Origin of the sequence: Winogradskyella pacifica, assembly GCF_003386275.1 — a bacterium.
In the GTDB taxonomy this organism is placed as follows: domain Bacteria; phylum Bacteroidota; class Bacteroidia; order Flavobacteriales; family Flavobacteriaceae; genus Winogradskyella; species Winogradskyella pacifica.
The window spans coordinates 243,271-267,921 of sequence record NZ_QREI01000005.1 but is presented as its reverse complement, the minus strand read 5'-3'; the positions used below and the strand labels follow the sequence as shown (position 1 = coordinate 267,921).

20 protein-coding genes are annotated in these 24,651 nt (G+C 33.5%); 13 read left to right on the top strand and 7 right to left on the bottom strand.

Annotation, left to right across the window (positions count from 1 at the left end):
* Positions 1 to 118: 118 nt before the first annotated feature.
* From glmS to DFQ09_RS12315, 3 genes are read right to left on the bottom strand one after another with little or no spacing between them, the layout of a single operon-like run.
* Positions 119 to 1,966, bottom strand: a complete 1,848-nt coding sequence (glmS, locus tag DFQ09_RS12325) for a glutamine--fructose-6-phosphate transaminase (isomerizing) (RefSeq protein ID WP_115810756.1) — start codon at positions 1,964 to 1,966, stop codon at positions 119 to 121.
* Between the two features lie 11 nt (positions 1,967 to 1,977).
* Entirely contained in the window at positions 1,978 to 3,714 is a 1,737-nt protein-coding gene (locus DFQ09_RS12320) for a DUF4270 domain-containing protein (protein WP_115810754.1), read from the bottom strand.
* 8 nt (positions 3,715 to 3,722) lie between these two features.
* Positions 3,723 to 4,535: a glycogen/starch synthase gene (locus tag DFQ09_RS12315; protein WP_115810752.1), complete on the bottom strand. Its 813-nt coding sequence runs from the start codon at positions 4,533 to 4,535 to the stop codon at positions 3,723 to 3,725.
* Between the two features lie 109 nt (positions 4,536 to 4,644).
* Between DFQ09_RS12315 and panC the strand changes: the two genes are divergently transcribed.
* From panC to DFQ09_RS12260, 12 genes are all read left to right on the top strand, one after another.
* Positions 4,645 to 5,496: a pantoate--beta-alanine ligase gene (panC, locus tag DFQ09_RS12310; protein ID WP_115810750.1), complete on the top strand. Its 852-nt coding sequence runs from the start codon at positions 4,645 to 4,647 to the stop codon at positions 5,494 to 5,496.
* A gap of 13 nt (positions 5,497 to 5,509) precedes the next feature.
* On the top strand, positions 5,510 to 5,860 hold the full coding sequence (gene panD, locus DFQ09_RS12305) for an aspartate 1-decarboxylase (RefSeq protein WP_020897988.1): 351 nt from the start codon (positions 5,510 to 5,512) through the stop codon (positions 5,858 to 5,860).
* A gap of 4 nt (positions 5,861 to 5,864) precedes the next feature.
* Complete coding sequence (locus DFQ09_RS12300; RefSeq protein ID WP_115810748.1) at positions 5,865 to 6,824, top strand: lysylphosphatidylglycerol synthase transmembrane domain-containing protein; 960 nt, start codon at positions 5,865 to 5,867, stop codon at positions 6,822 to 6,824.
* 43 nt (positions 6,825 to 6,867) lie between these two features.
* Complete coding sequence (locus DFQ09_RS12295) at positions 6,868 to 8,013, top strand: alpha/beta hydrolase (protein WP_115810746.1); 1,146 nt, start codon at positions 6,868 to 6,870, stop codon at positions 8,011 to 8,013.
* A gap of 76 nt (positions 8,014 to 8,089) precedes the next feature.
* Positions 8,090 to 9,277 carry an alpha/beta hydrolase gene (locus DFQ09_RS12290; protein ID WP_179348922.1) on the top strand — a complete coding sequence of 396 codons (1,188 nt, stop codon included), beginning with the start codon at positions 8,090 to 8,092 and terminating at the stop codon, positions 9,275 to 9,277.
* Positions 9,261 to 9,416, top strand: a complete 156-nt coding sequence (locus DFQ09_RS18935) for a hypothetical protein (RefSeq protein WP_181897176.1) — start codon at positions 9,261 to 9,263, stop codon at positions 9,414 to 9,416. Before DFQ09_RS12290 ends, DFQ09_RS18935 begins: the two co-directional genes overlap by 17 nt.
* A gap of 65 nt (positions 9,417 to 9,481) precedes the next feature.
* Entirely contained in the window at positions 9,482 to 10,840 is a 1,359-nt protein-coding gene (gene radA, locus DFQ09_RS12285; protein ID WP_115810742.1) for a DNA repair protein RadA, read from the top strand.
* Between the two features lie 61 nt (positions 10,841 to 10,901).
* Positions 10,902 to 14,306, top strand: coding sequence for an isoleucine--tRNA ligase (ileS, locus tag DFQ09_RS12280; protein WP_115810740.1), 3,405 nt, complete (start codon positions 10,902 to 10,904; stop codon positions 14,304 to 14,306).
* Between the two features lie 4 nt (positions 14,307 to 14,310).
* Positions 14,311 to 14,694 carry a TraR/DksA family transcriptional regulator gene (locus tag DFQ09_RS12275; protein ID WP_115810910.1) on the top strand — a complete coding sequence of 128 codons (384 nt, stop codon included), beginning with the start codon at positions 14,311 to 14,313 and terminating at the stop codon, positions 14,692 to 14,694.
* An 87-nt stretch (positions 14,695 to 14,781) separates the two neighbouring features.
* Positions 14,782 to 15,444 (top strand): DUF4097 family beta strand repeat-containing protein, encoded by a 663-nt coding sequence (locus tag DFQ09_RS12270; protein ID WP_115810738.1) that lies wholly within the window; start codon positions 14,782 to 14,784, stop codon positions 15,442 to 15,444.
* A 27-nt stretch (positions 15,445 to 15,471) separates the two neighbouring features.
* Entirely contained in the window at positions 15,472 to 16,125 is a 654-nt protein-coding gene (locus DFQ09_RS12265; RefSeq protein ID WP_115810736.1) for a lipoprotein signal peptidase, read from the top strand.
* 4 nt (positions 16,126 to 16,129) lie between these two features.
* Positions 16,130 to 19,909 carry a T9SS type B sorting domain-containing protein gene (locus tag DFQ09_RS12260; RefSeq protein ID WP_115810734.1) on the top strand — a complete coding sequence of 1,260 codons (3,780 nt, stop codon included), beginning with the start codon at positions 16,130 to 16,132 and terminating at the stop codon, positions 19,907 to 19,909.
* A gap of 8 nt (positions 19,910 to 19,917) precedes the next feature.
* Here the strand turns inward: DFQ09_RS12260 and DFQ09_RS12255 are convergent, their stop codons facing one another.
* From DFQ09_RS12255 to DFQ09_RS12240, 4 genes are read right to left on the bottom strand one after another with little or no spacing between them, the layout of a single operon-like run.
* Positions 19,918 to 20,481: a 5-formyltetrahydrofolate cyclo-ligase gene (locus tag DFQ09_RS12255; RefSeq protein ID WP_115810732.1), complete on the bottom strand. Its 564-nt coding sequence runs from the start codon at positions 20,479 to 20,481 to the stop codon at positions 19,918 to 19,920.
* Positions 20,481 to 21,446: a succinylglutamate desuccinylase/aspartoacylase family protein gene (locus DFQ09_RS12250; RefSeq protein WP_115810730.1), complete on the bottom strand. Its 966-nt coding sequence runs from the start codon at positions 21,444 to 21,446 to the stop codon at positions 20,481 to 20,483. Before DFQ09_RS12250 ends, DFQ09_RS12255 begins: the two co-directional genes overlap by 1 nt.
* Positions 21,447 to 21,450: 4 nt before the next feature.
* Positions 21,451 to 22,326 carry a 30S ribosomal protein S6--L-glutamate ligase gene (rimK, locus tag DFQ09_RS12245; RefSeq protein WP_115810728.1) on the bottom strand — a complete coding sequence of 292 codons (876 nt, stop codon included), beginning with the start codon at positions 22,324 to 22,326 and terminating at the stop codon, positions 21,451 to 21,453.
* Positions 22,323 to 22,751 carry an ATP-dependent zinc protease family protein gene (locus DFQ09_RS12240; RefSeq protein WP_115810726.1) on the bottom strand — a complete coding sequence of 143 codons (429 nt, stop codon included), beginning with the start codon at positions 22,749 to 22,751 and terminating at the stop codon, positions 22,323 to 22,325. Before DFQ09_RS12240 ends, rimK begins: the two co-directional genes overlap by 4 nt.
* Before the next feature lie 90 nt (positions 22,752 to 22,841).
* On the opposite strand from DFQ09_RS12240, the gene uvrC reads away from it, so the two are divergent.
* Complete coding sequence (gene uvrC / locus DFQ09_RS12235; protein WP_115810724.1) at positions 22,842 to 24,635, top strand: excinuclease ABC subunit UvrC; 1,794 nt, start codon at positions 22,842 to 22,844, stop codon at positions 24,633 to 24,635.
* The last annotated feature ends 16 nt before the right edge of the window (positions 24,636 to 24,651 follow it).

Below are 24,651 nucleotides of genomic sequence, written 5' to 3'. Positions count from 1 at the left end.
CAATAAGAAATTCTCATAAAATTATGCGTGCATAGCATTTTATTATAAAAATAAGGCCTAAAAATTGAAAAATCCTCAATTTTTAGGCCTTGAAATATGATTATAATAACTGGTTTAGCTATTCTACAGTAACTGATTTAGCTAAGTTTCTTGGTTGATCTACGTTCCTATCTAACATTACAGCAATGTGGTATGAAAGTAACTGTAATGGTATTGTAGTTAATAAGGGTGTAAGACACTCTAGGGTCTCAGGCACTTCTATAACATAATCTGCTAATTCCTTTACACTTGTATCTCCTTTTGTAACAATACCTATAATTCTACCTTTTCTAGATTTTATTTCTTGTATGTTACTAACTACTTTCTCGTAATGTCCTTTTTTAGTTGCAATTACTACAACTGGCATTTGCTCATCAATTAAGGCAATTGGTCCATGTTTCATTTCCGCAGCAGGATAACCTTCTGCGTGTATATAAGAAATCTCTTTTAATTTTAATGCTCCTTCTAGTGCAACAGGAAAATTAAAGCCTCGACCTAAATACAAGAAATTAGTAGAATTTTTATATATATCTGCCACAGTTTTTACGTAAGCGTCAGATTTTAATGCTTCTTCAACTTTGCTCGGGATAGTTTCTAGCTCAATAAGGTGATGTCTAAATTCTGAACTAGACATGGTTCCTTTAGCTCTAGCTAATCTTAAAGCGATTAGTGTTAATACAGTAATCTGTGTTGTAAATGCCTTAGTTGAGGCTACACCAATTTCTGGACCAGCATGTGTATATGCACCTGCATCTGTTTCTCTTGCAATGGTTGAACCAACCACATTACACACTCCAAAAACGAATGCACCTTTAGATTTTGCTAATTTTATAGCCGCTAAAGTATCTGCGGTTTCACCAGATTGAGAAATGGCGATAACGATATCTTTTTCGGTTATTACTGGATTTCTATATCTAAATTCTGAAGCATATTCTACTTCAACAGGTATTCTTGCTAAATCTTCAAAAATATACTCTGCAACTAAACCAGCATGCCAAGATGTACCGCATGCTACGATTATAATACGATCTGCTGCCAAGAATTTTTTCATGTTATCCTCAACACCAGACATTTTAATTATGGCTTCTTTACTTAAAAGTCGACCTCTAAATGTATCTAAAATAGCACTTGGCTGTTCATAGATTTCTTTTAGCATAAAATGATCGTAACCCCCTTTTTCAATTTGTTCTAAATTAAGTTGAAGTTCTTGAATGTATGGATCAACTAAAATATCATTTTTAATTTTTCTAACTTTTATTTTTTTACCTCTTCTAATAATTGCCATTTCTTCATCTTCAAGATAAATAGCATTCTTAGTATATTCAATAAAAGGGGACGCATCACTTGCAATGAAAAATTCGTCATCACCAATACCAATTGCTAACGGGCTACCGAGTTTGGCAACAACAATTTCGTTAGGTTTATTTTTATCGAACACGGCAATAGCGTACGCTCCTACAACTTGGTTTAATGCAAGTTGTACAGCTTTACCTAGCTTTAGATTGTCATTTTTCTTTATCTCTTCAATAAGATTAATTAATACTTCCGTATCTGTATCAGATTGAAAAGTGTATCCTCGCTTGATTAATTCTTTTTTTAAAGAATCATAGTTCTCAATGATACCATTATGAATAATTACTAAATCTCCAGAATTAGAATAGTGTGGGTGTGAATTAACATCATTTGGTACACCATGTGTAGCCCAACGTGTATGACCTATACCTAGAGTTCCTTCAGTAGAAATCTCACTTTCTATTTTGTTTTTAAGATCAGAAACTTTGCCTTTGGTTTTTGATAGCTTAATGGTATTACCATCGTATAAGGCAATACCAGCACTATCATAGCCTCTGTATTCTAATCTTTGAAGTCCTTTTATAATAATAGGATAAGCCTGTCTATGGCCAATATATCCAACAATTCCACACATAGGTTTGTTTTTTAGTAATTTGGTTCTGTGTAATAGATTTCTAAATACACGCGTTTACTTTCGTCTTGATCTGTTACGTTATTACCGTACAGTATAGTTCCTCTTGGGGATAATACAGAGCCTATTGGTACAGTTAAATTTAAATCGTCATCAGTCTTTACTTTACTTTGAGAAAAGCTAATACTAGGGTCTTCTATGTTAACATTTAAAGATACAGCTAAACCAAGCTCAACATTTGTTGAGTCTCTCAATAGTAAATTATTAATATGTTCCGTAATCTTTAATTTATATTTAATACCTTTTTCATAGTCAGCGTCGGTTTCATCTTCAACACGTTGTAAAGGGCCGAGATGTCTAATTCTAGAAAACGAAGGTAAATTGGTGTTAGCAGCATCTAAATAATAATCGACTAAAGGTGTTTTATTTTGTGCATCATACAGATATAAGCGATTAGGTTCGTTGTCAGGATCTTCATTTAAAAGATCTAGTTGTTCTCTATCTACATAAAAAACCAAATTGGCTTCGTTAACTAATCGTTTAGAGCTTTCAAATTTGTTGTTTTCTAAGTTAACAAAATCATTTCTGAATTTATCGAAATTGCTAATACCTTCATCGGTGTCAAAACCATCAAATAATTTTATTCCCGCAATAGCGCCTTCTCCTCCTTTTAGGTAAATCCTACTGTCACCATTAGTTGCATCTCCGTCATTAATAGGCAGTGTAAAGTCGTTCTCGAAAAAATTAATTTTATTTGAGCCAAAAGTAAGAACATATGTAGAATTGTCTCTCAATTCTGCATCATCTGTGGTTGATTCTGTTAATTTTGAGTAGTATATTGTTATGTTAGCGTTATTAGAGCTTGTTGTATTTAAAACAAGAAAACTACCATCATCGTTTACGGTTTCCGCTTTAAAATAAAGACCTCTAAAGTACTCTGTAAAATTATTTAGATTACTTAAAACGGCATCTCCTTCTTTAGCTAGTATTTTATTCTCCCAAAAAGAAGGTTCTAACATGATTCTTATTCCTGGAGATTCGTTTGATAACAAGGTTTTATCTCCATTTTCATCGAGATTATTAACGTCTTTTAAGCTATAGCCTTTATCGTTTATATCAATTTCATTGTCAACCACGAACATATTACTACCCATTTCATCATAATCTACAAAAGTAAATTCTGAGCCTTCTAAAGCTGTCGTTGATATTGTTTCAGTTGTTGATGTTTTATCTGAAAAATAAGCTTGACCTTCATTAAAACCACCACTAGGATCAAAATTTCTAATGAAGTAGTTGTTTTCAAAAATTCTTAACTTTATGTTATTGTAGTTTTCCCCTTTAGATATTACAGAATCTAGACTGTAGGTCGTATTGCCATCTTCATCAATACCTGTTGCAGTACTAAAATATGGAATGGTAACAACAACAGAATCTACCCTTGCTTCATCTCCAAATGTTGGGGAGTATGTTGAAGGTGTTAACTGAGTTACAAAACTCGAGGTTGTTCTTCCATAAGCATCGTCGTAGATACCTAAGGTTGTTAAGCCTAATAAGTTTGTTTGTACTGGTGTTAAAGCTTTAGTATATGTTGTAACGTTGTATCCTTTTTCTGATAATATATCGAAATTTGTTGCGATATCACTATTGAGAACATCAGACTTTAAGCTTGCATAATCATTATCACAAGCAATAAAACTTAAAACAATTAAACCAAAGGATATAAACTGTAGGGCAATTTTATTTTTTTTCATAGGTAATATTAACTGTTTAATACAGTATTGTTGTAAAACTCTGTGTAAGGATCTGCAAATTCTTCAATAGAGTAATAATCTAATACCGGTTTTGTTAAATCATTTAAATACGTATCTAATTCTTTTGGTAATTCTTCAGAACCTCTAATAATGGCATCAGAATTATCGATTGCAATTTTCATTAAATTAATGTAATCTGGCTGATTTAATAATTTTGTTGTTTCCGCATCCAATCCATCAAAATTCACTTTAGAGATCATGTCTTTATCTAACGTGCCTTCAAAGCTTTGATTGTATACAGAGGTTACTATTTTACTTTCGGTAAATAAAGGTTCCGTTTTGTAAAACTCTTTTAAGTACAATGGAAGTAATGACGCTAACCAACCGTTAACATGAATAATATCAGGAGCCCAATTCAATTTTTTAACAGTTTCTATAACTCCTTTAGCAAAGAAGATCGCACGTTCGTCGTTATCTGAAAATAGTTTGCCGTCTTCGTCTGTTAATGTTGCTTTTCTCTTAAAATAATCTTCATTATCTATAAAGTAAACTTGGATACGTTCTTTAGGAATTGAAGCGACCTTAATAATCAAAGGCATATCTAAATCATTAATGACTAAATTGATACCAGAAAGTCTAATAACTTCATGTAATTGATGTCTTCTTTCATTAATATTTCCAAAACGAGGCATAAATATTCTAATCTGACCTCCTTGTTTGTTTACCATTCTTGGTGCTTCAAATGACATTGAAGAAATTTCAGTTTCTGGTAAATATGGAACAACTTCCGAGGACACATACAATATTCGTTTATCTTTCATAAATCTGCTGCTTTTGAAATTAATAGTAAAAAACATGCAAAATTACAAAAATTTGGGCAGATTGCTAGTATTATATTATGTTTGCATGCGTTAAACTTTTGTTACGACATTGAAAAACTTTCAAAATAAAACTGAATTATCGAATTATGTAAGTGCGTTAAAAGACCATGGTAGCACCATTGGCTTCGTGCCAACAATGGGTGCCTTGCATAAAGGACATTTGTCACTGGTTAATAAAGGGTTAAAAGAAAACGACTTTGTGGTTGTTAGTATTTTTGTTAATCCTACCCAGTTTAATAATGAGGAGGACTTAGTTAAGTACCCAAGAACTTTAGAGGCAGATCTCACGCTATTGAACACCGTGGGTGATGATCGCATCATTATTTATGCTCCTTCTAATGAAGATATTTACGGTAGTGAGATACAATCTCAAGCATTTAATTTTGATGGCCTAGAGCATGAAATGGAAGGTGCCTTTAGAGAAGGACACTTTGATGGAGTCGGCACCATTGTGAAACGTTTATTTGAAATTGTTAAGCCAGACCGTGCCTATTTTGGCGAAAAAGATTTTCAGCAATTACAAATTATTAGAAAACTTGTAGAGTTGCATCATTTGCCTGTTAAGATTATTGGTTGTCCAATTCACAGAGCAGCCGATGGATTGGCTATGAGTTCTAGAAATGCAAGACTGTCACCAGCGCATAGAGCTGATGCTCCATTTATTTATAAAACACTAATATCTGCCAAAACAAAGTTTGGCACAAAAAGTGCTCAGAATGTAACGGAATGGGTCAATACACAATTTAAAAAACAAGGACTTTTAGAGTTAGAGTATTTTATTATTGCGGATATTGCGACCTTAAAACCGGTAAAACGTAAATCAACAAAAAAGTCATATAGAGCATTTATAGCTGTGTATGCGGGCGATATAAGATTGATAGATAATATCGCTTTAAATTAATTATCTTTGTGGTATGCAAATACAAGTTGTAAAATCTAAAATTCATCGTGTAAAGGTTACAGGAGCCAAACTTAATTATATTGGTAGTATAACTATTGACGAAGACTTAATGGAAGCGGCAAATATTATACAAGGCGAAAAAGTTCAAATTGTTAATAATGACAATGGAGAACGTTTAGAAACCTATTGTATTCCTGGTCCACGTAATAGCGGCGAAATTACGCTTAATGGAGCTGCGGCACGTAAAGTAGCTGTTGGCGATACGCTTATTCTTATTACTTATGCGATTATGGATATTGAAGAAGCTAAGGTGTTTAAACCGTCATTAGTATTTCCGGACGAAGCTACGAATCTTCTAAAGTAAACAGGTGGCTAAACCTAAATCCATCCTAAAAGTTGTATTGCCATTACTCTTAGGAGTTGGCTTGGTATGGTATTCGTTGTCTAAAATCTCTATTCCTACTTTAGTTCAGTATTTTAAAGATGCTGATTATAGTTGGATAATTCTAGGTGTTTCTCTCGGTGTTCTTAGTCATGTGTCTAGAGCCTATCGTTGGCTGTATATGGCAGAGCCTTTAGGTTATAAGCCAAAATTTGGAAATAGTTTAATGGCTGTATACTCGGCATATCTTATAAATTTTACGATTCCACGTGCAGGTGAAGTTGCAAGAGCATCTATTTTGAAAAATTATGAGGGTATTCCTTTCGATAAAGGCTTTGGTACTATAGTTGCTGAGCGCATTGCGGATACTATTATGTTACTTTCAATAGTGGCTATAGCGTTTTTTATAGAATTCGAGTTCATCTATAATTTTTTTGCTGAGAAATTTAACCCAACCTCATTAATTTTAGGAGGTTCAGTATTGCTTTTAGGAGCTTTGCTGTTGTTTCTGTTTATTAAGAAAAGTACTTCCAAGTTTGCACTTAAAGTAAAAGGATTTGTAGTTGGATTATTAGAAGGAGCACTTAGTATTTTCAAGATGAAAAAAAAATGGGCTTTTATAGGGCACACCTTATTTATATGGGTTATGTACGTACTCATGTTTTATGTTACCACATTTGCTTTGCCCGAATTACAAAACATAACATTAGCCGCTGTCCTTATCGGGTTTATTTTGTCTAGTTTTAGTATTGCAGCTACTAACGGGGGCATTGGCTCGTTTCCTGAAGCAGTCGTAATTGCCTTTTCATTATTTGGAATGGCAGAAGATCCGAGTAGGGCTTTTGGGTGGATAGTATGGTCAACTCAAACATTAGTTATTATCATTGTTGGTGGTTTATCATTATTATATTTACCTATTTTCAACAGAAAGAAAACATCATTATAAAAATATTTTTTACCTTACTTTAAATTTTTAATTTATGCATAATATGAAGAATTTTTACTTAGTTCTAGCTCTTTTTATAGGTTTAAATATTCATTCTCAGGCAGTATATAAAACCATTGATTCTTATAAGCTTGAAGGTGAACGTGAATTAAAAATTCAATTACCTAGAAATTATAACCCTGAAGAAAAACGTTCTTATCCTCTAATTATCGTTTTAGATGGCGATTATTTATTTGAGCCAATTGCTGGTAATATCGATTACCAATCCTATTGGGAGGATATACCAGATTGTATTGTTGTAGGAATTAATCAAGCATCTACAAGAACAGATGATTTTTATTATGATAATGAGTCCTTTTTTCCTTCGCATAATGGAGCTGCATTTTATGAATTTATGGCAGCCGAATTATTGCCATTTATTGAAGATAATTATAATGCCTCTAATTTTAGAATTATTGTTGGGCACGATTTGGGTGCTAATTTTATAAATTATTACCTGTTTAAGGATGAGCCTCTATTTAGGGCTTATGTAGCTTTAAGTCCGGATTTTGCACCAGAAATGATGCATCGATTAAAACAACGCTTATCTATTCTGCAACAAGAAATATTTTATTACATGGCCACTGCAGATGCGGATATAAAAGCGATAAGAAGTTCTATTTTAGAGAATGATGCTATTCTTTCTACTATTGAAAATGAAAATCTTCTTTATAAATTTGATGATTTTGAAGACGCAAATCACTATTCTTTAGTTGGAAGAGGAATTCCAAAAGCTTTAAATCAGATTTTTGCCCTTTTTAAACCTATTAACGCGAAAGAATATTCAGAGAAAGTGTTAACTTTTGAAGGATCCCCTTACGATTATTTGATTAAAAAGTATAAAGACATAGAGCATTTCTATGGTTTTGAAAAAAAATTAATTGAAAATGATATTAGAGCTATTGCAGCAGCTAGCAATAAAAAGGATGATTTAGATTCTTTAGAAAAATTAGCTAAGCTAGTGAATAAAGAATTTCCGAAATCAATGTTAAGTGCTTATTATTCAGGAATGTATAATGAAAAAGAAGGCGATTTAAAAAGAGCTTTACAGCGTTATAAATCGGGTTTATTATTAGAGCCATCCCAATCTGTAGATAAGGAAATGATGCTCGACAAGATGTATGAAATTCAGGATAAGATGAAAGATTGATGCATTTCATCGAAAAAAATTGACAACATAGCGATAATTTAGTATGTTTGGTATCCCAAATCTAAACCTACTTATCATGAAAAAGACTATTTTTTTAGTTCTTGCATGTCTAATCTGCGCTTCTTCATTTGCGCAGACCACCTATCAGGAAATATCCTCGGCTAAACTTAACGCCGTACGTAAATTAAAAGTTAAACTACCAAAGAATTATGATGCAAATGCTGATGAAAAGTATCCTGTAATAATTGTATTCGATGGGGATTATCTATTTGAACCCGTAGTTGGTCAAATAGACTTTCAAACGTATTTTGATAATATGCCAGGCTCTATAGTTGTTGGTATAATGCAAGGGGAAAACCGTTTTTATGATGGTTATTACGATCCAACTACAGGGTTACCAACAGAATCGGGACTTAGATTTCACGATTTTGTTTCAGACGAATTATTACCTTACATAGATAAAAAATACAACACCAGTAAGTTTAGAGTTGCTGTTGGTCATGATAACATGGGTAATTTAATTAACTCTTATTTGTTTAAAGAGGTGCTCGATTTTCAGGCTTACGTTTGTATTAGTCCAGATTTTATTGGGTCGTTAAATAACTTTATTTCAAAACGTTTAGCACTTTTTAAAGATGATATTTTCTATTATTTAGCAACTTCAGAAAAGGATATACCACAACTTCGAGAAAGTATATTGTCTACAAACGCACAAATTAAAGCACTAGATAACCAGAACGTAACCTATTATTTTGATGATTTTAAAGATGAAAATCACTATACGTTAGTAACAAGTGCTTTGGCTAGATCTTTTGAAAAGATTTTCGATATCTACAATCCACTAAGAGAAAAAGAGCTTGAAGAGAAAGTATTGCCTTATGAGGGGACTTTAGACAATTACTTAACGGATCGCTATAAAAGGATAGAAAAGCTTTTCGGTATTAAAAAAGAAATTAGTGAAGCTGAAATAGAAAAAGTAATAAAAATTGCAGAACAACGTGAAGATTTAAAATCACTTGGTAAATTAGGAGCGCTAGCGAATAAACTTCATCCAGAATCTTTAATGGGAACGTATTATTTAGCGCAATCTGCAGAAAAACTTGGTAAAACAAAAAAAGCAAAAAAATTATATGAGTCTGCATTAACCTTAAACGATGTAAGTCATATTAATAGAGATTTTATCTTTTCTAAGATTGATGAACTTACTGTAGCAGATTTAGATGAGGAGATTGATGATAATGACGACGATGATGAAGAGAACTAGAAAACATAGATTGTCTACAGACTATTTTTTTGAATCATTATTTGATAAAACAAAAACGTTTTTATTTTCTAATATGCCTTCAAAATTAGTTGCATTAAAAGTTTTAGCTATTATAGGTTGGTTTAAAGACATCAACTAAAATTGTCTTAATTTAGCTGTTTCAAACTATAATAATCCTATTATTTAGGATTCTGAAATGAGAATATGGCTAAGGTAAAAACAACTTTTTTTTGTCAGAATTGTGGTAGTCAATATGCCAAATGGCAAGGGCAATGTACCTCTTGTAAAGAATGGAATACCATTGCAGAAGAAGTCATTCAAAAACCAGAAAAGAGCGATTGGAAAACACCAACGACAACGTCAAAACGGGTTTCAAAACCATTATTAATTAATGATATTGATACCTCGCAAGAAGCACGTTTAGATATGCAAGATGGCGAATTTAATCGTGTACTTGGTGGAGGAATGGTTCATGGTTCCTTAACATTACTCGGTGGTGAACCAGGCATTGGAAAGAGTACACTTTTACTTCAAATTGCCTTAAAGCTACAATACAAAACGCTTTATGTTTCGGGTGAAGAAAGTCAGAAACAAATAAAAATGCGTGCCGAACGTATTAACCCAAATAGCAGTAATTGCTATATTCTTACGGAAACCAAAACTCAAAATATTTTTAAGCAAATCGAAGCTTTAGAGCCAGATATTGTGGTTATAGACTCTATCCAAACTTTACATAGCGATTATATAGAGTCGTCTGCAGGAAGTATTTCTCAAATAAAGGAGTGTACGACAGAACTGATAAAGTTTGCCAAAGAAACAGCAACACCTGTTCTATTAATTGGTCACATTACTAAAGATGGACATATTGCAGGTCCGAAAATTCTAGAGCATATGGTAGATACGGTACTTCAATTTGAAGGTGACCGAAATCATGTATTTAGAATTCTACGCGCCAACAAAAACCGATTCGGTTCTACAAATGAACTTGGTATTTACGAAATGCAAGGTTCAGGTTTACGAGAAGTTTCCAATCCATCCGAGATACTGATTTCAGAAAAAGACGAAGAACTTTCTGGTAACGCAGTCGCAGCTACTTTAGAAGGTTTACGGCCTTTAATGATCGAAGTGCAAGCCTTGGTTAGTACAGCGGTTTACGGAACTCCTCAGCGATCTGCTACAGGATTTAATGCCAAACGTCTCAACATGCTATTAGCGGTTTTAGAAAAACGTGCAGGTTTCCGATTAGGGGCAAAAGATGTCTTTTTAAATATTACAGGTGGTATTACTGTTGATGATCCTGCTATAGATTTAGCCGTTGTCGCATCCATTTTATCTTCTAATGAAGATGTGGCTTTGCCAAGTACCTATTGTTTTGCTGCAGAAGTAGGACTTTCTGGAGAAATAAGACCTGTTCAACGCGTAGAACAGCGTATTCTTGAAGCCGAAAAATTAGGTTTTACAACCATCTTTGTATCTAAATACAATAAAATAGCTTTAAAAAACACGGTTATTAAGATTCAATTGATTTCTAAAATTGAGGATTTGGTTGGATTTCTGGTTTAAAAATTAGTCTTCTTTTTCCTTAAAATTCATTATTTTCGCACCTCGAAAAGAAACTAGAATAATGAGTACAAAGTTCCCTGAATACAAAGGACTTAACTTGTCAAAAGTTGCGGATGAAATCGGTAACTATTGGGAAGCTAATAATATCTTCGATAAAAGTGTAACCTCAAGAGAAGGAAAACCACCATTTGTGTTTTTTGAAGGACCGCCTTCAGCAAACGGATTACCTGGTGTGCACCACGTTTTAGCACGTGCTATTAAAGATATTTTTCCACGATACAAAACCATGAAAGGTTTTCAAGTAAAACGTAAAGCCGGTTGGGATACACATGGTTTACCTGTTGAACTTGGTGTAGAAAAAGAACTTGGTATTACCAAAGAGGATATTGGTAAAAAAATCACTGTAGAAGAATATAACCAAGCTTGTAAAAAAGCGGTGATGCGTTATACGGATATCTGGAATGACCTTACTCAAAAAATGGGATATTGGGTAGATATGGACGATCCGTACATTACCTACAAGTCTAAATACATGGAATCTGTTTGGTGGTTGTTAAAACAGATTTATGAAAAAGATTTAATATATAAAGGTTATACTATTCAGCCCTATTCGCCAAAAGCAGGTACAGGTTTAAGTTCGCATGAGCTTAATCAACCAGGAACCTATCAAGATGTAACGGATACAACAGTTGTCGCTCAGTTTAAAGCCAATGCAGATTCATTACCAGATTTTCTTCAAGATGAAGGAGATATTTTCTTCTTAGCTTGGACAACAACGCCTTGGACATTACCGAGTAATACCGCATTAACCGTTGGGCCAAAAATTGAATATGTTTTAGTTGAAACTTATAATCAATACACGTTTAAACCCATGAATGTCGTTTTGGCTAAGAATTTAGTCAACAAACAATTTGATGGTAAATTTAAACGCGTTGAAACTAAATCAGAATTAATAGATTACAAAGAAGGCGATAAAAAGATTCCTTATTATGTAGTTAAAGATTTCATCGGAAAAGATTTAGTAGGCATTACATACGAACAATTATTACCATACGCTTTACCAAACGATAATCCTGAAAATGCTTTTAGAGTCATATCTGGAGATTTCGTAACGGTTGAAGATGGAACAGGTATTGTACACACAGCACCAACTTTTGGAGCTGATGATGCCTTGGTAGCAAAACAAGCCTCTCCAGAGATCCCACCGCTTTTAGTAAAAGACGACAATGGTAATTTAGTGCCATTGGTAGATTTACAAGGAAAATTCAGACCAGAAATGGGAGAATACGCAGGTAAATATGTGAAGAACGAATATTATGAGGATGGTGAAGCGCCAGAACGTTCTATAGATGTTGAATTGGCTATTCAATTAAAAACAGAAAACAAAGCCTTTAAGGTTGAAAAATATAAGCACAGTTACCCAAATTGTTGGAGAACTGATAAGCCAATTTTATATTACCCATTAGATTCTTGGTTTATTAAAATCACAGATGTAAAAGGGAGAATGCACGAGCTAAATACCACCATTAACTGGAAACCAAAATCAACTGGTGAAGGACGTTTTGGTAATTGGTTAGCTAATGCAAACGATTGGAATTTATCACGATCTCGTTTTTGGGGAATCCCATTACCAATCTGGAGAACAGAGGATGGTAAAGAAGTCATTTGCATTGGATCTGTAAAAGAATTAAAGTCAGAGATGGCTAAGTCGGTTAAAGCTGGCTTTATGACGCAAGATATCTTCAAAGATTTTGAAGTAGATAACATGTCTGAAGAAAATTACGATACTATCGATTTGCATAAAAACGTAGTTGATAAAATTGTGTTGGTTTCGGCATCAGGGCAACCTATGAATCGCGAAAGTGATTTAATAGATGTTTGGTTCGATTCAGGTTCTATGCCTTATGCACAATGGCATTATCCTTTTGAGAATAAAAACTTAATAGATGATAAGGAAGCCTATCCTGCAGATTTTATTGCAGAAGGTGTTGATCAAACAAGAGGCTGGTTTTATACATTACATGCTATCGGAACTATGGTTTTCGATTCTGTAGCATACAAAAATGTAGTATCAAATGGATTGGTTTTAGATAAAAACGGTCAAAAGATGTCTAAGCGTTTAGGAAATGCAGCAGACCCTTTTGAAACCTTATCTAAATACGGTGCAGATGCCACACGTTGGTATATGATCAGTAATGCAAATCCTTGGGATAACTTAAAATTTGATAGCGAAGGTATTGCAGAAGTAAGTCGTAAGTTTTTCGGAACACTTTATAATACGTATTCATTCTTCACGCTTTATACTAATATTGATGGTTTCGATTATAGTGAAGCCGATATTCCATTAAACGAAAGACCAGAGATTGACCGATGGGTTTTATCTGAATTAAACACCTTAATTCAGAAAGTAGATGATTATTATGCGGAATACGAGCCAACAAAAGCTGCGCGAGCAATTTCAGACTTTACACAAGATTATTTAAGTAACTGGTACGTCCGTTTAAGTAGAAGACGTTTTTGGAAAGGTGATTACCAAACCGATAAAATTTCGGCATACCAAACACTTTATACATGCATGGAAACCATTGCAAAGTTAGGAGCACCGATTGCACCTTTCTTTATGGATCGTTTGTATTTAGATTTGAATGCCGTTACTAAAAAGGAAACTTTTGAGAGTGTACATTTAGCAAATTTCCCTATCGCAAATACGAATAATATTGATAAAGTATTAGAGCGAAAAATGGAAAGTGCGCAAACCATATGTTCGTTAGTATTATCGTTAAGAGCTAAGGAGAAAATTAAGGTACGTCAACCGTTGCAAAAAATTATGATTCCTATTGATAATCAACAACAAAAGGAAGAGATTGAGGCGGTTTCAGACTTAATTAAACATGAAGTTAATATCAAAGAGATTGAACTTTTAGAAGATGCTTCAGACATCTTAGTGAAGCAGATAAAACCTAATTTTAAGACCTTAGGGCCTAAATTCGGTAAGGATATGAAGTTGATTGCTAGTGCGGTAGCTGTATTTGGTGCTGATGAGATTAAAAATATTGAGCAAAATGGTCAATTAGATATTAAAATTGGAGAAAAATCCGTTACTTTAGGATTGGAAGATGTAGAGATTACATCGCAAGATATTGAAGGATGGCTTGTAGCTAATGAAGGTGCTTTAACAGTAGCTTTAGACGTTACCATCAACGAAGATTTACGTAAAGAAGGGATTGCTAGAGAACTAGTAAATCGTATTCAAAATTTACGAAAAGATTCAGGATTTGAGGTTACTGACAGAATTGACGTACAACTTCAGAAAGATGACCAAATAGTTGAGGCTATTTCTTCAAATGAAGCGTATATTAAATCTGAAACGTTGACCGAAGAATTACAAATTATGGACACCTTAAATAATGGTATAGAAATCGTATTTGACGATGTTAATACCAAATTATTTATTCAAAAACATTAATATTATGACAACAGAGACGAACAACAGATATTCTGATAAAGATTTAGAAGAATTTAGAGCTATACTTCAAGACAAAATAAAAAAGGCAGAGCACGATTTACAACTTATTAAAAGTGCTTATATGAATGATTTTGATAACGGAACTGATGATACATCGCCAACTTTCAAAGCTTTTGAAGAAGGAAGTGCAACGATGAGTAAGGAAGCCAATTCTGCTCTAGCGATTCGTCAAGAAAAGTTTATTCGCGATTTAAAAAATGCGATTATCCGTATTGAGAATAAAACCTACGGAGTTTGTCGTGTTACAGGAAAACTAATAAACAAAGAGCGTTTAAAATTAGTACCTCATGCAACGTTGAGCATTGAAGCTAAGAATATGCAATCTTAAGCCTCTGTGAATTTATGGATCACTGATTACTAATTGTAACCGAAGTGAAATTGTAATAAAAGAGTCTCTTAAATTTGAAACCTTATTTTGAATACTAATAAATTTATAAAGCCTTGGAATTTTAATTTCAAGGCTTTTTTTATGCTTTGTGGTTTTCTTTTCATTACTACCATCTTAAGCGCTCAGAATATTTTAGAAAAGGAACTAACGGTTGAAAATATAGAGACGATTGTAATCAATGGTAATCAAATTTTTAAGATTTCAGTTTCAACTTCAAAGACTGATAAAATTAAGATACTATCGACTTTAGATGGCGAATATCAAAATGAATTTCAGGTTGTAAGTCGTGTCAATAATCATACATTGACATTAGGCTTGGAGCATTTATCATTTTTAGAAATTCCAGATGATAAGCGAAATGCACACAAAGTAATCGCAGCAACATTGCGGATGGAAATTCCAGAAGACCTCTCGTTACAGATCTTAAGTGATATTGGTTCGGTAGATATGAAAGGGGGTTTTAAATCGCTTTATATTGAGTTATTACAAGGAGGATGTGATGTTGAAGGCACATCGAAAACGGCCACGATTAATACTTTAGATGGTGATATTAGCGTTGTGACTAAAAGCGCTTTTGTAGAGGCTAATTCTAATCATGGAAAAGTTACCATAGCTAGTTTTTATAATGCAACTTCAATATGGAAATTGAAGTCTATTAATGGAAATATTACGGTTGTAAAGCCAGATTAATCCTTTATTTTTGTTTAAAACCATTTAATGTCCTTAAAGAAAGCCTCAATTATTATTTTTATGATTCTACTGATTGATCAGATCAGTAAAATTTATATAAAAACCCATTTTCAATTAGGTGAGGACGTTACCGTTTTTTCTTGGTTTAAAATTGCTTTTATAGAAAATGATGGCATGGCTTGGGGCACAAAGCTAAGCGATTTTATAAGTTTTATTTCAGATGAAACAGCAAAATTAGTTTTAACCTTATTTAGAATTGTCGCTGTAACAGGTATTGCGTTTTGGCTTATAGATGTTACGAAAAAGAAGAAGTCTAAAACTTTAATATTTGCGATTTCTATAATATTTGCTGGTGCTTTAGGGAATATCCTAGACTCTGTATTCTATGGTGTTTTGTTTAGTGATAGCGTTATGCAAGTTGCTACATTTTTACCGGAAGACGGTGGCTATGCCAAGGTGTTTCATGGCAATGTTGTAGATATGCTTCACTTTCCGATTTGGAGTGGTGTAATGCCAGATAACTTACCATTAATTGGAGGAAAATACTTTTCGTTTTTTGATCCTGTTTTTAATGTCGCCGATATGGCTATTAGTTCTGGTATTGGAATTTTAATTGTTTTTAATAAGAAAGCTTTTGAAGAGTCTAATAATTCAACTAACTTAGGTACGATTAAAACGTAATTTTTTGAATCGTATAATTTACTTTTTACTTTTTTTATTTATCAATGTCTCTTTTTCTCAAAACGAAGCTAATAATTGGTATTTTGGTAATTATGCAGGTATTACTTTTAATAACGGAGCACCAACCGTATTAACAGATAGTGCGCTTTCAACATATGAGGGTTGTGCCACTATTTCAGATAGTAGTGGTCAGTTATTGTTTTATACAGATGGGATCACGGTTTATAATAGAAATCATAATATTATGCCCAATGGTACAGGGCTTTTGGGTGATCCGTCTAGTACACAGTCCTCCATAATTGTGCCGCAGCCTAATAATACTAATCTCTATTATGTATTTACTGTTGATGACTTGTTAACCAATATTAACGGTTTGCGGTATTCTATTGTAGATATGACTTTAAATAATGGTTTTGGCGATGTCACAAGCGTTAAAAATGAATTATTAGTTACACCAACTTCAGAAAAAGTGACTGCGGTATTACATGCCAATGGTCAAGATATTTGGGTGATATCGCGTGGCTTTGATAATAATGAATTCTATGCCTATTTAGTGACAGATACAGGTCTTAATACAGTCCCTGTAACCAGTGCAACAGGTATTATAATTAGTCATTTGGGTAATTTTTATAGAGGGACAGGTGTGCTTAAAGCATCACCTAATGGTGATAAGTTGGTCATGTGTGTGAGTGGAATTGGTACACAACTTTTTGATTTTGATAGCTCTACAGGGATGGTAAGCAATCCCATAGATATTTATATAGGACTTGCTAACTATGGTGCAGAATTCTCACCTTCGAGTAATCTGCTTTATACAAAGCGTGGTTTTCTAGAACCTTCAAGTTTATGGCAGTATAATCTTACAGCAACAGACATTCCTAATTCTGGCATATTGTTATTTGAACTGTCAGAAGACGAACTAGAAGATGAACAAGAGGTAGGCCAGATGCAAATAGGACCAGACAATAAGATTTACGTTTCTATAAAGAATAAGGATTATTTAAGTGTCATTAATAACCCTGAAGTTTTAGGATTAGGTTGCGATTTTGTGAGTGATGCCATTTATTTACAAGGTAATGTTTGTCGGTATGGTTTACCTACATTTATACAATCTTATTTTTTTGTTGGTTTTGAATCTAATAATCCGTGTTTAGGAGAAGAAACTAATTTTTCAGCCAATATACCACAAGCCTATGATAGCCTCGTATGGGATTTTGGTGAAGGAAACACCTCAACAGATGAAAATCCTACACATACGTACACTACTGCTGGTGAGTATGAGGTATCACTATCGGTTACTGTAGGTGCAGAAAATTCTTTAGAATCTAAAACCATTACGGTTTATGAACTTCCGGTAGTAACACCAATTGTAGAGTTAAAACAATGTGATGATGATTTAGATGGTTTTAGTTTGTTTAATCTTACAGAGATTAATGAATTGTTATCGGTTAATCATGACAATGAAATAATTACATTTTATGAAACGGAAGCAGATGCTGAAAGCGATACCAATGCTATAACAGATGAAACCTCATACAGTAACGAAACTGTAAATATTGATACGGTTTGGGCACGAGTAGAAAACACTAACGGTTGTTACGAAACAGCTCAAGTTAATTTATTGGTATCAACAACACAAATTCCAGAAACATTTACTAGAGATTTTTACCAATGCGATGATGGTGCAGATCTCACAGACGGTATTTCAACCTTCGATTTTAGTACGGTAACTTCAGAAATTGAAGCATTATTTCCTGTAGGACAACAATTGCTTATTAATTATTACACAACAGTTTCAGATGCATTGTCCGAAACAAATGCTATAAATGATATTAGTAATTATCAAAATATTGGATTTCCCAACCATCAAAATATTTATGTTAGAGTAGATAATGCGTTAAATAACGATTGCCTTGGTCTGGGGCATCATATTACATTACATGTAAATCCTGTACCTTTAATAACAGGTCCTATAATATTTGAACAATGTGATGAAGGCAACGATGGAATAGAGTCTTTTGACACTTCTGGCGTTGAAACAGAGCTTTTAATAGGTCAGACAGAGCCCATAGTGTTTACTTATGTTGACGAATTGGGCAACACGTATCCAAGTCCATTGCCTAGCCCAATTGTAAGTAATGTACCCGTTTTAAATATTTTTGCGACTATGACGATTGAAGATGCAACAAGTCCATTAGGTGGTTGCAGTGTGCAAACAACTATAAGTCTTTCAATTTCTAGTGGTGTTACGGCGCATCCTGTTAGTGATTTTAGTGTTTGTGATACAAATGGTGATGGCTTGCATGAATTTGATACATCAACTATTGAGGCCACAGTTTTAAACGGACAATCAGATGTAGTTCTAAGTTATTTTGAAGCAGATGGAACTATATTGACAAACCCACTTCCAAATCCATATATCATTTCATCGAAGTCTATTGTAGCAAGAGTTGAAAGCACACTGAATTCATTTTGTTTTGATGAAACCATTATAGAATTTCAAGTAAATGAAGTGCCAATTGCTAATACTATTTCTAATGATTTTGTTTGTGACGATGCTTCTAATGATGGTGAACATGTATTTACACTTTCTAATTATGATAATCAAATACTAGGTGGGCAATCTGATGCGATTTTTGATGTCTTCTATTTTGATAGTTTAGAAAATGCTGAGCAGCATATAAATCCTTTACAAGATAATTTTGTTGTAGCTTCAGAAAGTGTCACTGTTTACGCAAAAATTCAAAATACTAATGACGCAGTTTGTAATGATATTGTGTCATTTCAACTTGGAGTCAATTATTTTCCCGTTGCAGAGCAGCCACAAAGCATTAGTGTTTGTGATGACGCTATTAATGATGGATTTACAGAGCTAAACTTGACTAATTTTGATGAAGAAATTTTAGGGGATTTAAATCCTTCTGGTTTTAGTGTGAGCTATTATTTAAGTTTGAATGACGCTATTGAAGATCATAACCAAACGGCTTATAATTATACGAATACAACAAATCCTCAAACGTTTTATGCGCGTTTAGAAAACGTGAATTCACCACAATGTTTCACTACAACTTCAGTAGAAATAACGGTTAAAGAACAGCCTGTTTTAGAAATGAATGAGTATTGGCCATTATGCAACAATCATTCCGTTGAGATTATTGCAGACTTTGGTTATGATTACTACAATTGGTCTACTGGTCAAACCACAAGAGCAATTGTTGTTAATGAGCCTGGAGAATATACTGTTGTCGTATCAAATGATTATGGTAACTTAATGTGTACTACCGAAAAAACTGTTCTTGTGAGTTTATCTGATATTGCTGTGATTGCTGCTATTGAAACCGTAGATTGGTCTCAAAGTACTAATGTGATTTCTGTGTTTGTGGAAGGTATTGGTGATTATGAATATTCATTAGATGGTATAAACTATCAAGATGCACACATTTTTGAAGGGTTACAAATTGACGACTATCATGTTTATGTAAGAGATAAAAATGGTTGTGGTGTAATAGTGGAGGAGATTTACTTGCTTAATTATCCTAGATATTTTACTCCCAATGACGATGGCACAAACGACTTTTGGCAGATTAAAAATTCTATAAAAGAACCATCAAATAAAGTTTATATTTATAACCGTTATGGTAAATTAATTACGGAATTAAAACCTAATGATTCAGGTTGGGATGGTACGTTAAACGGAAATAAATTACCAAGTAGTGATTATTGGTTTGTTTTAGAGCGTCAAGATGGAAAAACCTATACAGGGCACTTTACTTTAAAGCGGTAAATTCTATTTTAGAACGTTATAATATGATTCGGAGTCACACAATAATCTAGCTTAATATCATCTTCGGAAGCTTCAATAGTTTCAGCTTCTGCTTCAAAAAATGACAGGCCTATTTTTATGGTTTCAGGTTTACATTGTGCTAAAAACCGATCGTAAAAGCCTTTGCCGTATCCAATTCTATGTCCTGTGTTATCAAAAGCTAAAAGCGGTATAAAAACGACTTCTAATTGAGAGGATGGAATTTCAATACCATCAATAGGTTCGGGAATATTATATGTGTTCTTTTTAATTCTGGTGTTATCCGTAAGTAGATAATGGGTCATAGAATAATCTTCAAAATTACTCTTAGAAATCACAATATTTTTATCCTTTCCTGATAGAATATTAAGTATATAATCGGTATTAATTTCCTTTTGTTCTTCAATCGTTAAGAAGATATGGTAAAAGGTATTGTTCCAAATATCTAGTGATAACAGCTTATTTGCAATGGCTAAACTGTTATCTTCAACTTGAGTTTCAGATAATTCTTGGCGTAAATCTTTATATTTTTTTCTTAATAAAGGCTTTCTCATTAGGATTCAATCTCTGTAGAAATATGGAAAATAGCATCACCTTGATAAATTATAGGCGATTCATTTACATTAAAAATATAACCTGCATTTGGTGCTTTTACAAAATAGTTGAAACTACCATATGGATCTGTAATATTACCTAAAACTTGGCCTTTAGTGACTTGCGAATTTATATTTACAGTAGCTTTAAACATCCCAGAATATTTAGCTCTTATCCATTTACTCTCTTCAATGATTACGGCGTTAACCTTAGGTCTAGATACTTTAAATTTAGTTCTCAGCATACCTAAATGGTGCAAAACACGTTTGGCTCCATTAACACCTGTATTGGTAATATTAGTATCAATATTAAACGACTTTCCTCCTTCGAATAATAACATAGGTATGCCCGCTTTATCACAAGCATTTCTATAGGATTTATTTAAGTTTTGAGAATAGAATATAAAAGGAGCTCCAAAAATATGGGCTAATTCTGTGAGGCGTTCATTATCTCTTACAATTCGTATTTGAGCAGCATTAAATCGTCCCGCACCACCTGTATGGAAATCCATAGCAAAATCGACGTGAGGTACTAATTCTGTCATCACAAAATGAGCCACTCTACTCGCTAGAGAACCATTGGCACTTCCGGGAAAGGAACGATTTAAATCGCGTCCATCTGGAAATAAACGATCCATATTTAAAAAACCAAAAACATTGATAACAGGCACGCAAATAATGGTGCCTGTTTTAGGAACGTTAATACCTTTGGCTATAATTTGCCTAATAATTTCTACACCATTAATTTCATCACCATGAATCCCAGCAGTCATTAAAACCGTTGGGCCAGGTTTTTTAGATCGTTCAATTATAATAGGAACTTCTAAGGTGTTTCTGGTGTGTAATTTTGCGACTTCAAAAGTTACAGTTACACTTTTACCAGGAGCGACTTCGACTCCTAAAATATTTAAAATATCTTTTGGCATGTTTTTAGATCGTGTTTCGTTCTATAAAAGTAATGATCGCTTTAGCAATATTTTTTTGAGTTGCGCCTTCAATACCTTCTAATCCTGGTGTAGAGTTAACTTCTAACAATAATGGACCACGAGAAGACTGCAGCATATCTACACCACAAACAGGAAGCTTAAGAACTTTAGCAGCTTTCATTGCTAATTTTAGTTCGTCTTCGTCTAATTTTATAATGTTGGCAGAACCACCACGATGTAAATTAGATCTAAACTCACCTTCTTTACCTTGGCGCTTCATAGCTCCAACAACTTGCCCATCTACAACTAAAGCTCTTAAATCTGCACCTTTAGCTTCTTTGATAAATTCTTGAACAATAACTCGTGCTTGCAAACCATTAAAGGCTTCTAATACCGATTCAGCAGCATTTTTAGTTTCTGCCAAAACGACACCTAGGCCTTGTGTGCCTTCTAGTAATTTTATAATTACAGGTGTTCCTCCAACATAATTAATAACTTCTTCTACGTCTCTAGAATAATTAGTGAAAACGGTTTTAGGCATTCCAATACCAGCTTTACTTAGGCGCTGTAAGCTTCTTAATTTATCACGAGAACGTGTTATAGCATCTGACGGTGCAATGGTGAAAATACCCATTTCTTCAAACTGTCTTACAACTGCACAGCCGTAAAATGTAATTGAAGCTCCTATTCTAGGAATAACAGCATCAACATAATCTAAGTAACGATCTTTATAATATATGGTAGGTTTCTCCTTTTCTATAATGATGTCGCATTTTAAAGGATCAATGATTTCAACGGCATGACCTCTTTTTTTACCTTCTTCAACAAGTCGTTGGGTAGAGTAGAGTTCAGGATTGCGTGAAAGAATTACTATGTTCATTTAATTATGTTTTGTTTAAAGGATTGATTTTGTAAATCGACATCGACCAAAAATTTGTGTTTTAAAAATTGACGGCCTATTAATACAGGGAACCTCATGTCGTCTCTAGTGCTTAAAGTTAAGTTAATCTTATAGCTTTTACCAAAGAATACAACGGTAGTTTTTATTTTGTAGCGGTTTTCTTTGTGTCCATTGCTACTTTTTACATCCGTATACGTGTAAGAGTCGAAAGCTATTTCTTCGCTTTTAAAGTTAGGATGGCCTTTACTCTCAAAAATACAATAAAGCTTACCGCCTTCTTCTCTAATTTTAGAGCAATGAATTGCAGAAGTATAAGCTCCTGTATCTATTTTAACATCGATGTTATTTAGTTTTAATTCGGGAAAATTGACTTTGTCTACACGTCCCAAAACTTTTTTTGTCATAAACTTAAATATATAAAAAAGAGGCGCAAGGTAATGATAAAGTGTATTAATTATACACATATCTTTTTACGAATTATTACCTTTGGTTAAATGCCAGAATCTACTCTAGACATACAGATAAAAACGCTTCCTCATCAACCTGGAGTTTACCAGTACTTTGATGCGGACGACCGTTTAATATACGTCGGAAAAGCTAAAGATATAAAAAAACGAGTTAGTAGTTATTTTAACAAGCACCACGACTACGGAAAAACTCGTGTTTTAGTAAAAAATATTGCTTCGGTAAAACATATTGTTGTTGAAACTGAAAATGACGCTCTATTACTTGAGAATAATCTCATAAAAAAATATAAGCCTAAATACAATGTCTTATTGAAGGACGATAAATCGTACCCTTGGATTTGTATTAAGAAAGAGCGATTTCCGAGAGTGTTTCCAACACGACGTGTAATTAAAGATGGTTCAGAGTATTTTGGGCCTTATACCAGTATGAAAACGGTAAAGACGCTTTTGGGTTTAATAAAAGGTTTGTACCAATTACGGACGTGTAATTATGATTTATCTGAAGCTAAGATTGAAGCTGGTAAGTATAAAGTCTGTTTAGAATATCATTTAGGAAACTGTAAAGGAGCGTGTGAAGGCTATGAGAGTGAAGAAGAGTATTCTGCAAATATTACGGCAATCAGAGAAATTCTAAAAGGGAATTTTAAAGATTCCTTGCAGCAATTTAGGATTCAAATGCGTCAACATGCGGAAGCTATGCAGTTTGAAGATGCTCAGAAAATAAAAGAAAAATTAGAGGTTTTAGAAAATTACCAAGCAAAGTCTACCATTGTAAATCCTAAGATTAATAATGTCGATGTGTTTTCAATTATTAGTGATGAAACGTATGCCTATGTTAACTTCTTACAGTTAAGCCATGGATCAATTATTAGATCTCATACGTTAGAATTGAAGAAGAAATTACAGGAAACAGATTTGCAATTATTAGAATTGTCAATTACTGAAATCCGTCAGCGATTCAATTCAAATTCTAAAGAAATTTATGTGCCTTTTAAAGTGAATTTAGGGGATGAATTAAAAATAACAATTCCGAAACTTGGAGAGAAAAAAAGTATCTTAGATCTGTCTATTCGCAATGCAAAATATTACAGAATGGATAAGTTGAAACAGGTAAAAATTGTAGATCCAGATCGCCATGCCAATAGAATAATGGCGCAAATGAAAGCGGATTTACGTTTATCTGAAGAGCCGCGACATATTGAATGTTTTGATAATTCTAATATACAAGGTACAAATCCGGTAGCCGCATGTGTTGTTTTTAAGAATGGTAAACCGAGTAAAAAAGAGTATCGTAATTTTAATATCAAAACTGTAGATGGTCCAGATGATTTTGCATCTATGGAAGAAGTGGTGTATAGACGGTACAAACGTTTAGTAGAAGAAGAGCAACCGTTGCCACAACTTATTATTATTGATGGAGGAAAAGGACAATTATCTTCGGCCTTAAAGAGTTTAGATGTTTTAGGACTTCGTAATGAAATCGCTATAATAGGTATTGCAAAACGTTTGGAAGAATTATTTTACCCAGATGATCCAATTCCGTTATATTTAGATAAAAAAAGTGAGACCTTAAAAATCATACAACAACTAAGAAACGAAGCGCACCGCTTTGGTATAGAACATCATAGAAACCGAAGGAGTAAGGGCGCGTTAACGACTGAGTTAGAAAATATTCCGGGTGTAGGTGAGCAAACAATTGTAGATTTAATGAAACAATTTAAAACCGTTAAGCGTATTGCCAATGCCAAATTAGATGAACTTGAGGCGGTTGTTGGTGTTTCGAGGGCAAATAAAGTATATAATTACTATCACAAAGAATAATTTAAAAACCATATGG

Bases quoted from the DNA above. Each gene is read 5' to 3' on its own strand.
- DFQ09_RS12315 (WP_115810752.1), bottom strand. From the start codon at position 4,535: ATGAAAGATAAACGAATATTGTATGTGTCCTCGGAAGTTGTTCCATAT.
- DFQ09_RS12275 (WP_115810910.1), top strand. From the start codon at position 14,311: ATGACAACAGAGACGAACAACAGATATTCTGATAAAGATTTAGAAGAA.
- DFQ09_RS12240 (WP_115810726.1), bottom strand. From the start codon at position 22,751: ATGACAAAAAAAGTTTTGGGACGTGTAGACAAAGTCAATTTTCCCGAA.
- ileS (WP_115810740.1), top strand. From the start codon at position 10,902: ATGAGTACAAAGTTCCCTGAATACAAAGGACTTAACTTGTCAAAAGTT.
- DFQ09_RS12265 (WP_115810736.1), top strand. From the start codon at position 15,472: ATGTCCTTAAAGAAAGCCTCAATTATTATTTTTATGATTCTACTGATT.
- rimK (WP_115810728.1), bottom strand. From the start codon at position 22,326: ATGAACATAGTAATTCTTTCACGCAATCCTGAACTCTACTCTACCCAA.
- panD (WP_020897988.1), top strand. From the start codon at position 5,510: ATGCAAATACAAGTTGTAAAATCTAAAATTCATCGTGTAAAGGTTACA.
- uvrC (WP_115810724.1), top strand. From the start codon at position 22,842: ATGCCAGAATCTACTCTAGACATACAGATAAAAACGCTTCCTCATCAA.
- DFQ09_RS12290 (WP_179348922.1), top strand. From the start codon at position 8,090: ATGAAAAAGACTATTTTTTTAGTTCTTGCATGTCTAATCTGCGCTTCT.
- radA (WP_115810742.1), top strand. From the start codon at position 9,482: ATGGCTAAGGTAAAAACAACTTTTTTTTGTCAGAATTGTGGTAGTCAA.
- DFQ09_RS12295 (WP_115810746.1), top strand. From the start codon at position 6,868: ATGAAGAATTTTTACTTAGTTCTAGCTCTTTTTATAGGTTTAAATATT.
- DFQ09_RS18935 (WP_181897176.1), top strand. From the start codon at position 9,261: ATGATGAAGAGAACTAGAAAACATAGATTGTCTACAGACTATTTTTTT.
- glmS (WP_115810756.1), bottom strand. From the start codon at position 1,966: ATGTGTGGAATTGTTGGATATATTGGCCATAGACAGGCTTATCCTATT.
- DFQ09_RS12255 (WP_115810732.1), bottom strand. From the start codon at position 20,481: ATGAGAAAGCCTTTATTAAGAAAAAAATATAAAGATTTACGCCAAGAA.
- DFQ09_RS12250 (WP_115810730.1), bottom strand. From the start codon at position 21,446: ATGCCAAAAGATATTTTAAATATTTTAGGAGTCGAAGTCGCTCCTGGT.
- DFQ09_RS12320 (WP_115810754.1), bottom strand. From the start codon at position 3,714: ATGAAAAAAAATAAAATTGCCCTACAGTTTATATCCTTTGGTTTAATT.